12 protein-coding genes are annotated in these 14,185 nt (G+C 63.3%); 3 read left to right on the top strand and 9 right to left on the bottom strand.

Features of this window, described 5'->3' with window-relative positions; genetic code table 11:
- The 5 genes from HHL09_RS13450 to HHL09_RS13430 form a co-directional block, all read right to left on the bottom strand.
- Complete coding sequence (locus HHL09_RS13450; RefSeq protein WP_169455145.1) at positions 1-777, bottom strand: dienelactone hydrolase family protein; 777 nt, start codon at positions 775-777, stop codon at positions 1-3.
- A 48-nt stretch (positions 778-825) separates the two neighbouring features.
- Positions 826-2,298: a methyltransferase gene (locus HHL09_RS13445; RefSeq protein WP_169455144.1), complete on the bottom strand. Its 1,473-nt coding sequence runs from the start codon at positions 2,296-2,298 to the stop codon at positions 826-828.
- Positions 2,299-2,307: 9 nt separating this feature from the next.
- Positions 2,308-3,192, bottom strand: a complete 885-nt coding sequence (locus HHL09_RS13440) for a type VI secretion system tube protein Hcp (RefSeq protein WP_169455143.1) — start codon at positions 3,190-3,192, stop codon at positions 2,308-2,310.
- Positions 3,189-3,734: an Hcp family type VI secretion system effector gene (locus HHL09_RS13435; protein ID WP_169455142.1), complete on the bottom strand. Its 546-nt coding sequence runs from the start codon at positions 3,732-3,734 to the stop codon at positions 3,189-3,191. The genes HHL09_RS13440 and HHL09_RS13435 overlap by 4 nt, the downstream gene beginning before the upstream one ends.
- An 81-nt stretch (positions 3,735-3,815) precedes the next feature.
- Positions 3,816-4,979 (bottom strand): benzoate/H(+) symporter BenE family transporter, encoded by a 1,164-nt coding sequence (locus HHL09_RS13430; RefSeq protein WP_169455141.1) that lies wholly within the window; start codon positions 4,977-4,979, stop codon positions 3,816-3,818.
- A 163-nt stretch (positions 4,980-5,142) separates the two neighbouring features.
- Between HHL09_RS13430 and HHL09_RS13425 the strand changes: the two genes are divergently transcribed.
- Positions 5,143-6,513 (top strand): L-serine ammonia-lyase, encoded by a 1,371-nt coding sequence (locus tag HHL09_RS13425; RefSeq protein WP_169457758.1) that lies wholly within the window; start codon positions 5,143-5,145, stop codon positions 6,511-6,513.
- Between the two features lie 5 nt (positions 6,514-6,518).
- Here HHL09_RS13425 and HHL09_RS13420 read toward each other — a convergent pair whose 3' ends face one another.
- Positions 6,519-8,399 carry an ankyrin repeat domain-containing protein gene (locus tag HHL09_RS13420; protein WP_169455140.1) on the bottom strand — a complete coding sequence of 627 codons (1,881 nt, stop codon included), beginning with the start codon at positions 8,397-8,399 and terminating at the stop codon, positions 6,519-6,521.
- Positions 8,400-8,800: 401 nt separating this feature from the next.
- Between HHL09_RS13420 and HHL09_RS13415 the strand changes: the two genes are divergently transcribed.
- Entirely contained in the window at positions 8,801-10,726 is a 1,926-nt protein-coding gene (locus HHL09_RS13415; RefSeq protein WP_169455139.1) for a heavy metal translocating P-type ATPase, read from the top strand.
- Here the strand turns inward: HHL09_RS13415 and HHL09_RS13410 are convergent.
- From HHL09_RS13410 to HHL09_RS13400, 3 genes are read right to left on the bottom strand one after another with little or no spacing between them, the layout of a single operon-like run.
- Entirely contained in the window at positions 10,707-11,522 is an 816-nt protein-coding gene (locus HHL09_RS13410; protein WP_169455138.1) for a TIGR03943 family putative permease subunit, read from the bottom strand. The two genes, HHL09_RS13415 and HHL09_RS13410, sit on opposite strands and share 20 nt — an antisense overlap.
- The gene (locus HHL09_RS13405; RefSeq protein WP_169455137.1) at positions 11,519-12,634 is read right to left on the bottom strand and encodes a permease; all 1,116 of its coding nucleotides are present in this window, start codon (positions 12,632-12,634) and stop codon (positions 11,519-11,521) included. Before HHL09_RS13405 ends, HHL09_RS13410 begins: the two co-directional genes overlap by 4 nt.
- A gap of 31 nt (positions 12,635-12,665) precedes the next feature.
- A complete protein-coding gene (locus HHL09_RS13400; RefSeq protein ID WP_169455136.1) occupies positions 12,666-13,082 on the bottom strand; it encodes a thiol-disulfide oxidoreductase DCC family protein in 417 nt (138 codons plus the stop codon).
- Positions 13,083-13,285: 203 nt separating this feature from the next.
- On the opposite strand from HHL09_RS13400, the gene HHL09_RS13395 reads away from it, so the two are divergent.
- Positions 13,286-14,161, top strand: a complete 876-nt coding sequence (locus HHL09_RS13395; protein ID WP_169455135.1) for a LysR family transcriptional regulator — start codon at positions 13,286-13,288, stop codon at positions 14,159-14,161.
- The last annotated feature ends 24 nt before the right edge of the window (positions 14,162-14,185 follow it).

Below are 14,185 nucleotides of genomic sequence, written 5' to 3'. Positions count from 1 at the left end.
TCACTTCCCGAAGATCTCGGCGAAGAAGGCCTTCATTGCTTCCCAAGAGCGCTTGTCGGCCTTCTCGTTATAGGCGGCTCCCTTCGAATTGTCATCGCCTGCCATCTTCTGGGTGAAGCCATGCACGGCACCACCGTAGGCGATGAGCTGCCAATCCGCTCCGGACTCACGCATCTCCTCTTCAAAGGCCTGCACCTGCGGCACGGGCACAAAGGGATCGTCCGCACCGTGGCAGGCGAGCACCTTCGTCTTCACGCTGCCCTTCTCCGCCTTCATGCCATCCGCGGCATCAAGAGCTCCGTGGAAAGAGACCACGCCCACGAGATCCGCGCCGCTGCGGGCGAGTTCGAGGACGCCGGTGCCGCCGAAGCAGTAACCGATCGCCGCGATCTTCGAGGTATCGGTGAGCCCGTCTTTCTTGAGCTGTTCCAGCCCGGCATTCAGGCGGGCGCGGTAAAGCTTGCGATCACCCTTGTACTTGCCTGCTTCCTGACCGGCTGCCGGCGGCACGGGGCGAATCCCCTTCCCATAGATATCGGCCGCAAAGACATTGTAGCCCAGCTCCGCAAGCTGGCGGCTGCGCGCCTTCTCGTAGTCGGTCAAGCCGGTCCACTGGTGGATCACCAGCACCGCCGGGCGCTTGCCCTTCACGGCATCGTCATAGACGTGGAAGCCTTCGAGGGTGACGTCACCTTCCTTGTATTCCACGGTCTTTTCGACAAGGGCGGCGGACGCGGCGGAGGAAATGGCCATCAGGGAGAGGAGTAGAGCTTTCATCGGAAACCAGCAAAGCGTGATCCCCGGCGCTGTCAAACGACCATCTCTTCACAGGGCGGGTAGCAGCAGGCCATGCCGCACCATTTCCCTTACCAAGCTGGCAATTTGGCCGTCCACTCCCTTGGTTCCGGCGAACTCCGGTTTCGCCAGGATTTCTTTCAACTGGTCGCCCGGCGTCCCCCCGCTACGACAAACCTCGAGCAGGCGCAGGATGAACTCATCTACCTGACCGTCATAGCTGAGCTGGCCTGAGCTCCGCAGCCGGATGGTCCGCATGCCCCAGCCGCGATCCAGCACCATGTCCGTCTCCGCCCGGATGCCGTCCGGCACCTTGAAGCGCATCGCCAGAATGGCGGCATCGTCCAGTCCGCACTCGTTCAGCCAGGTCTGGTTGTCGAAAATGCGGCGGATCTCTTCACCCGCCGTGGCCACTACCTTGACCTCCGCGCGGGAATCGGAGCGCTGCCAGTTCTTGCCGGTCCGCTTGCGCATCGCAAGGAAGCCGAGGTTGATGCCTTTGGCTCCGAGTTCGCGATAATAGCGGGTCCATTCATTGAGATCCTCCGGCTTGGGGTTTCGGCCCCGCCCGCTTTCGCGGAGCCAGCGGAAGGCATACTCGGCGGGATCGTGGCGATCACTTCGGAAAAGCCAGACATCGCAGCCACGGTCTTTCGCCCATGCCAAGGGGCGCTCGTCCCACCGCTCCGGGTCTTCATCGAACCAATTGAAGATCATCACCGCAATGCCGCCCTCCTCCAGATAGTCGGGGAAGCGCCGCACGAGGGATTCGCAGAAGCCGTCGCCCTTTACCCCGCCATCACGGAATACGAAAGTATTCTGCGGCGAGATGACGAAGGGCGGATTACTCGCAATCGCATCGAACTTCCTCCCGGCCACCGGCTCGAAGCGATCGCCTTGGACAATCTCGATGTCATCAAGGCCTGCCAGCAACACATTGAAGCGCGCAAAGCCCAGAGCCCGCGCGCTGATGTCCGCCGCAGTGACGCGGCAACCACGCTCTGCAAGCCGCAAGGCACCCCAGCCGGCACCAGCCCCGAGGTCCAACACCCGCTCGCCCTTTCTGCCCGTAGCCAGCGCGGTGAGCATGCGTGAGGAATTCCCCTCTCCCATCACATAGTCCGGCTTCGCGGCGACCAGAGCTGCCGCATGATCGAAGGCAAACCAGCCCTGCTCGGTGGCATCGATCTTCGCCGCGGAACGGACAAGGTCATTGCCAAGACCTTCCAGCAGACCGATGCGCATCAGGCCTAACAGGTTCGATCCAAAGAGTGCCATCGCATCCTTTCCCGATACCGGCTCGCCGAGATCGAAAAGCCGGATCGCCGTGAGCAAGGAGGAGTCTGCGGGCAAAAGCTTCGGTGCAAGGTGAGTGCGCGCGACGGCATCGCCGGGCCGGTAGAGATCCGCGGCCTCCAGGCCCTGCCGGGTATAGCCGGCACGGCTCAGAGCCTCGCGGAATGGCTCCGGGTCCCAGTTGCAGAGGATCGATTCGCTGAACATGCCTCCAGATCAGGGCTCCACTTTTTCCACCTTGTAGAAGCCAAGCGCGCCGCCACGGACAACCGGGTGGCTGCAGGTTTCTCCGATGGCGGTCACCGTGGCGATTTCCTGGAAGGGCAGCAAGAGATCCGGGCTGTATTTCACCTTGTAGACTCCTCCGGGCACGCTGTTCCAAGTGATGACCAGTTCGTTAGGGCCGCCCGGTCCCGGGCCGGCCGTGGCCTTGAAGAAAGAGGATCCCTTCGTGGGATCGGTACCCAAACGCGATTCCTCGAGGTTCGTCAGGCCATCGCCATCGAGATCCAGATTCCCATCGTCAGAGTGAAGAAGCAGCGCGAAGCGGGTCTCGAATTCATCCGACATGCCATCGCCATCCACGTCCCCGGTGTAGGGAAGGATCGTGACGAGCGCCGGAGCGGAAGGTTCCGAAAGCTGGTAGTAGGTCATGCGGATGCCCGCGGGAATAATCTTCACCTCCTCTTGCAGCGGGGTGTTGGCACTGCCGTTCTCCCCGGCGTTCTTGCAGGAGCTGATGCGGACGTCCTTCAGCGTAAGCGACCAGAAGAGGCTTGGCTTACCCTCCAGCACTTGGGCGACGTGCAGCTGGACCTCCGGAAACACTTGGCCGGAGACACAGGCTTTCATCAGCAACGGCGATGCCTTGTCGATGGACCGGCGCAGCGTGATCGAACTGCCGGGGAGCGGGTCATTTCCGGTGGCGGAGAAGGAGGAGATCGCCAGCCATTTTTCATGGCCGGAATCGGTGGCTTCTCCGGGAATTTCCTCGTCCACCCAGACCCAACCCCGGACCTCTGCGGAAGCGTAGCCGATCAAACCAAGCACCCCCGCGATTGCCGCGATCAGGCGCGGCAGCCGGTGGAGGATGGTTTTCATTTTGAGCTGGTTCCGAAGTCGTATTCAGCGATGACGGGATCTTCGAGCTGGCCGGTCTCAAGCATCCGGCGGTACTCGAATTTGATCTTGTGGTAATTGAACGAGATCTGGTCCACGGGCAGCGTGTTCGTGGCACCACCTGCCCCGCCACCACCTCCGGATTGATAGGAGCTGATGAGGATATCGGAGAGGGTGATGACGTAGTAGTCGAGCGGCTTGCCGTCCCCGCCGGACTTGCGGCAGGTCAGGATGGCCTGGGGAATGTGATTCCCTTTCGCGCATGCGAGAAAGAGCAGAGGACTCGATTTATCGATGCGCTTGCCGAGACTGAAGGTGATCGCTTTCGCGATCCCGTCGTTCGTGGCACCCCACGAGAAACTTTCGATCTCGATGGCGTCACGGTGCTTGTCGTCGGTGGACTCCCCTTTGATTCCTTCGATTTCAAGAAGGTAATCCGACGCGGCATGAGCGCCTGTCAGACTCAGAGCCACCGCCGGAACCGTAAGGGCAAGGGTCCGGGACAGGGAGGGAATAGCCTTCATAGCAGCTACACCATGAGATAATCAGGAATCCAAGTCAATTTGTTTCAATCACCGTTCAAACAGAATTGAACATCTAACCCTCTACGCCTTACGCGTGCGGATGCCGTAGACGACTCCCCCTGCAACGATCCCCCAAAAGGCCGAGCCCACTCCCAGCAAGGTGATCCCGGAAAGGGTCACGAAGAAGGTCATCGCCGAGGCCTCCCGGAAGTCCTCGTCCCCCAAGGCGGCAGACAGCGCATTCCCAATCGTGGCAAGCAGCGCCAAGCCACCCACCGCCAAAATCAACTCCCGCGGAAAGGCCGCAAAAAGTCCGGCGACGGTCGCCCCGAAAAGGCCTACCAGCAGATAAGCGAATCCTGCACTGACCGGTGCCCAGTAACGTCGCGCCGGATCGGGATGCGCTTCCGGCCCCACCACGAAAGCCGCGGTGATCGCCGCGAGGTTGATGCCGAAAGCCCCGAAGGCCGCGAGGAGGAAGGTGGCAACGCCGGTCCAGCCGATGATCTTCGAAATCGGAGCCTCGTAGCCGCCGACGCGAATGGCGGCGATTCCCGGAAGATTTTGCGAGGCCATCGTCACGATGAAGAGCGGGATCCCCACTCCGACCAGGGCGGACAGCGAAAACTCGGGCGTGGTCCATACCGGCGTGGTGATGTTCCACGGCACCGACTCCAGATGGAAGTTTCCTTGGAGGGCCACGATCGCGATGCCGAGCACGAGGATCACCGGCACGTTCGCCCGCTGCCAGAAACGGCGGCCGAGCACGTAGGCCGCCACCATGGAGAGGACCAGCACCGGGTTCTTCGGGATCGCGGTGAAGGCATCCAAGGCGAACCGCGAGAGCACGCCGGCCAAGAGCGCGGAAGCAAGCGGCAGGGGCAGGCGGTTCATCACCTTCTCGAAGCCGCGGCTGAAGCCCGCGATCATGATCAAGACCGCGGAGAACAAAAAAGTCCCGATCGCCTGAGGCATCGTCAGGTGGCCCGCACCCGCTGCCGCACCGATGACCACGGCACCCGGCGTGGACCAAGCGATGAGGATCGGCTTCCGGGTGGCAAGGGAGAAGACAATGCTGGGAATCCCCATCCCGATCCCGATGGCCCAGAGCCAGGAAGCCGTCTGTGCTGGCGTGGCACCGAGATTCTGGGTCGCTTGGAAAATGATGGCGACCGAGCTGGTGAAGCCCACCAACACCGAAACAAAGCCCGCGACGAGTGCGGAAAAGGAGAAGTCTTTCAACATCGCGGCACGGCCCTCATGGACCCGGCGGACCCATCCGTCAATGGCCGGGCTTGTCCATGCATCCTTCGTTTGCCGCTTCCGGCGGTGGCTTCCGGGGATTCGGTCAATTTTTCCGGCGGTCTTGCATCCACCGGGTAAGCTGATGAGCATGGCCGACGGCACCATGACTTTGTCCGCGCTTGATCTTTTCACCATCGGCGTCGGGCCCTCCTCCTCCCACACCGTGGGTCCGATGCGAGCGGCCTGCCGTTTCGTCCGCAAGCTGCAGGATGAGGGCTTGGCACCGCGGGTCGCACGCCTGCGCTGCGATTGTTACGGATCACTCGCGGCCACGGGCAAGGGCCACGGCACGGACTCCGCGATCCTGCTGGGCTTCCTGGGCGAAGAACCGGAGAGCATCGATATCGAATCGATCCCCGCGAAGCTGGCCGGGATCCGCGCCGGCAAGCTGCTCACGCCGTGGGGTGAGACGATCGACTTCGATGAGAAGGCGGACCTGGACTTCAAGCGCCTCAAGCCGCTGCCACTGCATCCGAACGGGATGCACTTCACCGCGGTGGATGCGCAGGGCGAACCAATCGCGGACTCGGTGGTGTATTCGCTCGGCGGAGGCTTCATCGCCACGGAAGAGGAAATGCAGCGTCCGGTCGCAGCAGAGGTGCAAGTGCTGCATCCTTTCACCTGCGCCGCAGAGCTGATGGAACGCTGCGAGTCCACGGGGCTCACCATTGCCTCGCTGCTCCTGGAGAACGAGTCTGCCTTTCGCCCCAGAACAGAGACCCGCGCACGTCTCGATGCGATCTGGAAGGCGATGCAGGACTGCGTGACGCGCGGCTGTTCGCAGGAGGGCATCCTCCCCGGAGGGCTGAAGGTGAAGCGCCGCGCTAAAGCGATCTACGAGAACCTCCGTAGCAAGCCCGAGGCCGCGCTTTCCGATCCTCTAACGATCCTCGACTGGGTGAATCTTTACGCGCTGGCGGTGAATGAAGAGAACGCGGCGGGTGGCCGGGTGGTCACCGCGCCGACGAACGGGGCGGCGGGAATCATTCCGGCAGTGCTCCACTATGCAGTGCGCTTCCGGCATTCGCCGCATCGCGACGGGGTGCACCGCTTCCTTCTCACCGCGGCGGCGATCGGGATGCTATATAAACGCAATGCCTCGATCTCCGGAGCAGAGGCGGGATGCCAAGGCGAAGTGGGCGTGGCCTGCTCGATGGCAGCGGCGGGGCTGGTGGAGTACCTCGGAGGCACACCGAAGCAGGTGGAGAACGCGGCGGAGATCGGGATGGAGCACAACCTCGGGCTCACCTGCGATCCGGTGGGCGGTCTGGTGCAGATCCCCTGCATCGAGCGCAATGCGATGGCATCCGTAAAGGCGATCAATGCCTCGCGCCTGGCGATGGCGGGCGATGGCTCGCACTTCGTCTCGCTCGACAAGGTGATCAAGACGATGCGCGACACCGGGCGCGACATGAAGTCGAAGTACAAGGAGACCTCGCGCGGTGGCCTGGCGGTGAACGTGGTGGAGTGTTAGGACTCCTAGGGCTGAATCTCGACGCGGTCACCGAGTTCGGTGAGGGAGAACAGCTTCGGGGCATTCCCGTGCGGGACGCGGATGCAACCATGGGACGCCGGATAGCCCGGGACGTTTCCGGCGTGGAAGCCGAAGTCGCCGCAGCTCAGGCGCTGGAAGAAGGGCATGCTCGCGTCGTAGAGCGTCGAGGTCCAATTGCGATACTTGTTGGTGATCGCATAGGTTCCGGTGGGGGTGGCGAAGCCCTTCCGGCCGGTGGAAATCGGGGTGCTGAAAAGCTCCAGGCCGGAGGAATCGAAGATCCAGGCGCGCTGGTCGGAGAGATCCACAAGAATGCGGCGCTGCTCCATGTCCGGGTCCTTGCCCAGGATCACGCGCATCATTCTCACATCGCTCTTCCGCGCCGCGATGTTGATGGGCCACATCCGGTTGCGGCGGGTCCAGACACTGGTCTTCGCTCCGGCGGCCAAGAGATAGCGCGCCGTCTGCGGAGAGCCGGAATCCGCCGCCAGCATGATCGGGGTGATGTTCTGATCATTCCGCAACAACCAGCGCATGGTGCCGCCACGGACGCGGGCAACAAAGTCATTCGACACGGGATGGATAACCGCCTCGTTCGGATCGGCCCCATATTTCAGCAACAGCTTCACCATCTGAGGACGGGCCAAAGCAATGGCGAGATTCAGAGGAGCCTGGCCTTCGGCAACGACCTGGTTCACCGGAGCCCCGCGGGAAAGCAATTCGGAGGCGGTGCGCTGGTCGCCATAGCGGATGGCCATGCCGAGTGAAGTATCCAGGTACGGCGGCGGCAGTGGCTTCGGCAAGCCGCAGTGCGCGAGCAGCAGGCTCACATGGTGATCGGCGCTTCTACGACAGGCATCGTAGAAGAGCGAATCACCCTTCGCGCCGTAGCAGAGGAAAAGATGGAGGAAATCCGCGCGGTCGTCCGCGTAGGCCACCTCCACCGGACGCCGTCCCTTCGCATCCGTTGCGTCCACCGATACGCCAAGGCCGAGCAGGAGACGGCAGACCTCGATGTCGCGGCTGCCGTAGGCCTGCCAGAGCGCAGCCGACCATGAACCATTCAGGGGACGCGCGCCCAGGCCGACCAATTGCTTGGCGAAGGGCAGGTCGCGGCTGTCGATAGCGGATTGGAGCGGCACCTTGCCGTCATGGTCGGGAAGATTCGGATCGGAGCCGGCAAGCACCAGGGGCCGGACTTGATCGCGCCAGCCACGGCGCAAGGCGGCGACCAGCGAGGATTCCCGCCGGGCATTCACCGCTGCGGCATCAGCGCCCAGCTTGAGAAGCTCGGCCATCAGGTCCTTGCGACCGGCCTCGATGGCGACGTGCAGCAGCGGATTGCCAGCGGCGTCCTTCTGGTGAGGATCCGCGCCGCCTTCCATCAGACGGCGGACGAAAGTCAGGCGGCCATTCCGGATCGCCCACGGCAAAACCTGGTCGCCATCGGGGGTGAGGCCTTCGGGTGAGGCGCCAGCATTCAGGAGTCGATCCGCGATGGCGGTCTCGCCTTGATACACCGCGAGCGAAAGCGGAGTGACCTGTGAGGGAGTTCCCGCTGCGAGATCGGCGCCGTTTTCAATCAGCTGCCAAGCGATTCCCACGTTTCCCCGGGCGATGGCAAGATGGAGCGGGGTATTCCCCGCCGCATCCCGCTGACCGGCATAGACCTTCGCTTGCAGCAAAAGACGGGTGAGTTCCGAGTCCTCCGTCTGGACCGCTTTCAGCAGGGAAGCGGCACTGGCGGGCACCCCGCGCTTTTCCAAGGCTCGCATGGCCTCGCGCTGGGGATTCCGGCACGCGGGGACGGACAGCACCAGAAGGGCTGCCAATCCGATCCGGGCGACGGGACGGAGCGGTATCACGACGAGAGTCCGCATAGCACGGGAGTCCTTAGGCGACAAGTTTGTTGGACTAACAAGGGGCTCACATGGGTCCAAAGTGGCAACCGGAGCATGAAAGGGGTGCGGGGACCTCTGATTTCCCGAACCTGATACGCCTGTTAAAAGAAGGAATTTAACAGGGCCGATTTTGCGAGACCGCCTTGGAACGAAGGTGGCAGTTGAAATTTTCGCGATCCGTGAGCCGAGGAATCCGACGAGTCGTCGGTTCGTTCGATGCGCTGCTCCGGTGAGGATTCCATGGGCGGAATGTGTTCCGTGGAGCGCACAGGTTTCTACTGCCAGCCACCTGCGGGAAAAGCGCCCCCTACCGGGAAGAACCAATCCTTTTCCCAAATGGGGAAAACCGTGGCATAGGAAGGAGCATGGGAGGACACCATGGCGAGCACTCGCATGACCTGCATGAGGAAGTCGGATGGCCGTGGCTGCTTGCCTCGGCAGCGATCTGCGGGCTGGCAACATTGGCAGGAGTGCTGGTCCAGCGGACCGGAGCCCCGCCACAAGTCGCGCTGGGGCTGTATGCCACGGCCTATCTGGCAGGCGGCTGGGAGGCGGCGTTGGATAGCATCGGCAACTTGCGGCGCTTTCGCCTGGATATCCATTTCCTGATGCTCGCCGTGGCAGCGGGTGCCGCGGTGATCGGCGCATGGTGGGAGGGAGCGGCGCTGCTGTTCCTGTTCTCCCTCAGCGGTGCCTTGGAAGCGATGGCGATGGCCCGTACCGAGCGCGAGATCCGCAGCCTCTTCAATGAAGCTCCCAAGCAGGCGCTGCGCGTGGAGCCGGATGGCAGCACGACGGAGATCCCGGTGAACGGACTGAAAGCGGGCATGAAAGTGCGGGTGCTGCCCGGCGAACAATTCCCGGCAGATGGCCGGGTAAGCAGCGGGGAGAGTGCCGCGGATGAATCTTCGCTCACCGGCGAGTCGGTGCCGGTGGACAAGGGAGTGGGAGACGGGGTCTTCGGGGGCACGCTCAATACCTGGGGCGTAGTGGAGACCGAAGTGCTGCGACCACCCGGCGACAGCGCCCAAGCCCGCATCATCCAGCTCATCCGCGAGGCGCAGGCGAGCAAGGCACCCTCGCAGCGCTTCACCGATCGTTTCGGCACCGCCTACACGGTGGGCATCTTGTTGCTGTCCTTCGTGATGTTCCTGTGGTGGCACCTGGTCATGAAGATCCCCGCCTTCTTCGCGGACGACGGGACTAGTTCGGCCTTCTACCGCGCCATGACCTTGCTGGTGGTATGCTCGCCATGTGCGCTGGTGATCTCGATCCCCAGCGCGATCCTCGCAGGCATCGCCGCCGGGGCACGCCGAGGCATCCTTTTCCGCGGCGGGGTGGCGGTGGAAAACCTGGCCACGATCCAACGGCTGGCCGTCGACAAGACCGGCACGCTCACGAAGGGCGAACTGGAATTGCTCTCCTGCGAAACCGAGCCGCCCGGGCGCGAGGACGAGCTGATCGCCGTAGCCGCAGCGCTTTCGAAGAACTCCACGCATCCCCTTTCCCGTGCGATCGTGAAAGAGAACATGAAGCGCGGGCTGCCGGAGGCCGGACAGGTCAGCGGCTTCGAGTCTCTGGCAGGGCAAGGGCTGACCGCGGATGTCGGAGGAAAAGCATCAGCGCAAGGACGGCGGTCGATGTTCACGGATGATGCCTGGCTTTCCGCGCTGCCGGATCCGGCAGCCGGCCTCACGGAAGTGCTGGTGAAGTCCGGCGAGCTGCGGGGCCGCCTGCTGCTGCGGGATGCCCCGCGCAGCGAGGCCGCACCGCTCATCCGGAGACTCGCGGACGAGGAGATCCGGGTGACGATGCTTACCGGCGACCGCCCGGAGTCTGCCGAGCTGATCGCGAAGGAACTAGGACTCCAGGATTACCGTGCCGGACTGCATCCTGAGGACAAGGTGGCGGCGATCCGCGAATGGCGGGCGAAGGGAGAACGCGTGGCAATGGCGGGGGACGGCGTGAACGATGCGCCCAGCCTCGCCGCGGCGGACATCTCGATCGGCATGGGACTGCGCGGGAGCGATGCGGTCTTGGAACAAGCAGACGTGGTGCTCACCCAGGACCGGCTGGAGCGGATCGTGGATGCACTTCACCTCAGCCGCCGCTGCCGCCGCATCATCCGGGAGAACCTCGCGATCTCGCTCGGGGTGGTGCTCCTGTTAGGAATCGCCGCGATGGGCGCATGGATTCCCCTGCCGATCGGCGTGCTCGGTCACGAAGGCTCCACGGTGATCGTGGTGCTGAACAGCCTGCGGCTGCTGCTCTTCAGAAGTTCGAGCGCATGAAGGACTCTTCCGGCGGTGGCGGCGCCTCGCTGGCAGAGTCCACTGTCAGCACGGGCACGAAGCCCTCTCCCTCATCCGGATAGTCCATCGTGCCGGCGAGCTTCATCCAGGCATTTTCATCCACCTGCGGGACCTCGCCCTTGAAGCGGACGATGATCGGGATCGCGCGGCTATCCGCGGCGCAGCAGGTGATGAAGAGGCGGTAGAGGCGGCGCTGCTTGGCCCCGCCATCCGGGTCCTTCACGAGGCGGCCTTCGGTTTCGACCGGCATGCCCTTCACCAGGTCTCGCATCTCGGGATCTCCAGCGCTGAAGAACAGCTCCATGAGGCCGAAGGTGTGATAGCCCCCGGCATTCTTCGGATGCTGCTTCTCGATGATCTCCTTGGTGAGCTTCGGCATCGAGGCTCCGAGGAGCAGCGAACTGGTTTCCGCGGGACTTTCCAACAGGCCTTTACGAGTCAGGGATCCGAGCGAGAAGGCGTCCTTCGTCCATGCCACGCCGATTCCCAGCGGAAGCAGGAGAATGAGGAAAGCCGCCCATGGATGCACGTCCATGCTTTCATGGTCGTGCGTGTCATCCGGGCCGTGATCGTGGCCACAGGAGGCCTGCTGGTTCGCGGTAAGAAGATTGAAGGCACCCACCACCAGAAGGCCGAGGCCACCAGCCAAGGTCAGGGGACGGAAGTCCGGGGCCAAGTACTTCGAGATGCGCCCGCTAGCATAGAAGTAGACGAGTACCGCGCCCCATGCGATCAGGGCGATCGAGAAAATCACGCGCTGCAGCTTCGGATTCACGGCTTCGCGAGGTTAAGGATGATGGCTTGCCAGGCGATGGCCGCCGCGCCGATGCCAAGGAAGAGACCGATCGCCAGCTGGATGATGAAGCGGCGGCGCAACACCGTCTGGTAGAGGAAGAGCAGCTTCACATCGAGCATGGGGCCGAAGACGAGGAATGCCAACTTCGCCCCGTAGGTAAACTTGTCGAGGGTGGCTGCGATGAAGGCGTCCGAGGTGCTGCAAAGGCTCAGCACGAAGGCGAGGCCCATGAGGGCTGCGGGTGCGGCGACATCGTTCTTCGCGAGGCTATCGAGCCACTCCGCGCCGGGGGCGATGCCGGTATTGAAGAGCGCGGTGATGGCCACGCCGATGGTGAAGTAAACGCCGACATCCACGAAGTCCCGCATGGCGGAGCGGAACGCGGCGACGAGGCGATTGTCCTCATGTTCGTGGTGATGATGACCGTGGCCGTGATCGTGGTCATGGTCGTGACCGCAGCAGCCACCATGCTGGTGCTTGTGATCGTGATCATGATCGTGGCCGCAAGCTTCACCGTGCTTGTGATCATGGTCATGGCCACAGGCGTGGCTGTGAGCGTGATCGTGTGTCTTCTCCTCCGTGTCCTCCTTCGCGAGGCTATCCACGAGACGCTGGCGAAGCAGCTTCACCATCGGGATGCGGGAAACCACCACACCGACCGCGACGGCGACCAGGAAGCCGAGGCCGAGACGGGAAAGGGTCATCACCAGGCTGGCAGAGAAGGAGAGATCCGGACCGAAGGGGATTTCCGGTCCCTTGAAGGCCTTCCAAGTGCTGAGCGCGGTGATCGGATTCACGATCGGTGCTGCCAGCATGTAGGTCAGCGCGCAGGAAACCGGGAGGCCCTTTTTCACCAGGCGCCGGATCACCGGGACCACCGCGCATTCGCAGACCGGAAGGATGGCACCCAGCAGGCCGGCCACCAGGATGGCGGGAAAGCGGCGCTTCGGCAGTAGACGATCCATCGTCCCCGCGGGGAGATAGATATCGATGAAGCCGCTGATGAGCGTGCCCAACAGAATGAAGGGTGCGCCCTCAAACAAGATGCTGAGGAAAGCGAAGGCGAAGTCCTGACGGGCGTCGGGTGACACGAACGCAGAAAAGGCGGCGTGCCGGAGGCTGTCAAACCTGCTCGCCGTCGATCAGGCGCTGCCGCAGGGCTTCGGAGGGCAGCGAACAGACGTCACCCTTTCCAAACCAACGATGCCGCCGGGCTGCGATGAAATCGTAAACGGCATCCCGCAGGACGCGGGGAAAGATCCGGGCCATGCGTGCGAGGACGGCCCAAATGCCGCCAAGCGCTTGAAGCACGCTGAGGATACCCTCCGAACGGGCGAGGACCTGATCCCCCCTTTTCACGATCATGGTGCTCAGTTTTTCGGTCCCGGCCCGCTGCTCCATCTCCCGCCCCATGGAGCTCTGGAGGGGCACGAAGTGGAGCCGCTGGTGGCGGTCCCGCTCGGCAAGGAAACGCACGCCGCGGCTGCACATCAGGCACTCGCCATCAAAAGCAACCACGAGCTGTTCCCGGCCTTTCACGGGGGGAAGGTAACACCGGAAGGGGTGGGAGGCGAACATCGAAGCCGAACTTCCAACATGGAACGTCGAAGCAGGAGGGAAGAGTGCCGGACTACGTGCGGGAGGAAAGGCTGGCGGCGATCCGCCGGTGAAAGCCGCCCGCAAACCTGAAGACCGGCCCGTTTTCTTCGTGTCCGCGGGCTCCGGGCATGTTGAATCGTGGCGTGACGCCCACGCCCAATCTCCACCATCTCGAGCTTTTCTACCATGTGGCCCGCAATGGCGGGATCACGGCGGCGGCGCGCAGCATGCCCTATGGGATCCAGCAGCCGGCCATTAGCGGGCAAATCACCATCTTGGAAAACGAGCTGGGGGTGCGGCTATTCCAGCGGAGACCTTTCAAGCTGACGCCGGAAGGAAGGGATCTGTATGAGTTCCTGGCGCCTTTTTTCGGAGCGCTGCCGGATGTGGCCGCGCGGATTGCGGGTCGGGCCTCGCGCCGCCTGCGGCTCGCAGCGCCGGCCACGATCATCCGCCGCCACTTGCCGGACGTGTTGGCAAACGTGCGGAAAGCGCAGCCTAACTTCGAGCTGAGCCTGGTGGATACCGACCAGCGCGGTGCCTTCGCGATGCTGGAGCGGGAGGAGGTGGATCTGGCCGTGTGTGAACTGGAGTCCCGCCCCCCGGCCGGCATCCGCACCGAGATCCTGATCTCGATGCCGATGCTCCTGCTACTACCTTCCTCGTACAAGGTGGCGCGCTCCGGGATGCACGGGATGGCGGTGGATCTTCCCCTGATCCGCCCGCCCGCGGAGACCGCGATGAGCCGGCTCTTTTCAAAGGCCCTGACCAAGGCGCGGCTCGACTGGCCTTCACGGATCGAAGTGAACTCGCTGGAGCTGGTGCATGCCTATGTGGCGCAAGGCTTCGGCGCGGGGCTGAGCGTGAGGGCTCCCGGCATCGGCATCCCGAAGGGCACGCGTGCCTGGGAGATTCCGGATTGCCCGGAGCTGACCATTGCCGCGGCATGGCGCGGGAAGCTGTCCCCGCTGGCAGAGATGGTGCTGGATGGCCTGCGCAAGCGGGCAAAGGCTGGATGAGGGGCGGACCGGGGCTCAGGGATG

The organism is Luteolibacter luteus, assembly GCF_012913485.1.
Classification (GTDB): domain Bacteria; phylum Verrucomicrobiota; class Verrucomicrobiia; order Verrucomicrobiales; family Akkermansiaceae; genus Haloferula; species Haloferula lutea.
The sequence above is the reverse complement of the archived record's forward strand: the minus strand, read 5'-3'. Positions and strand labels throughout refer to the sequence as shown.

Excerpts from the sequence above, each read along its gene's own strand:
- HHL09_RS13440 (WP_169455143.1), bottom strand. The coding sequence starts at position 3,192 with ATGAAAACCATCCTCCACCGGCTGCCGCGCCTGATCGCGGCAATCGCG.
- HHL09_RS13435 (WP_169455142.1), bottom strand. The coding sequence starts at position 3,734 with ATGAAGGCTATTCCCTCCCTGTCCCGGACCCTTGCCCTTACGGTTCCG.
- HHL09_RS13415 (WP_169455139.1), top strand. The coding sequence starts at position 8,801 with ATGGGAGGACACCATGGCGAGCACTCGCATGACCTGCATGAGGAAGTC.
- HHL09_RS13450 (WP_169455145.1), bottom strand. The coding sequence starts at position 777 with ATGAAAGCTCTACTCCTCTCCCTGATGGCCATTTCCTCCGCCGCGTCC.
- HHL09_RS13430 (WP_169455141.1), bottom strand. The coding sequence starts at position 4,979 with ATGTTGAAAGACTTCTCCTTTTCCGCACTCGTCGCGGGCTTTGTTTCG.
- HHL09_RS13425 (WP_169457758.1), top strand. The coding sequence starts at position 5,143 with ATGACTTTGTCCGCGCTTGATCTTTTCACCATCGGCGTCGGGCCCTCC.
- HHL09_RS13445 (WP_169455144.1), bottom strand. The coding sequence starts at position 2,298 with ATGTTCAGCGAATCGATCCTCTGCAACTGGGACCCGGAGCCATTCCGC.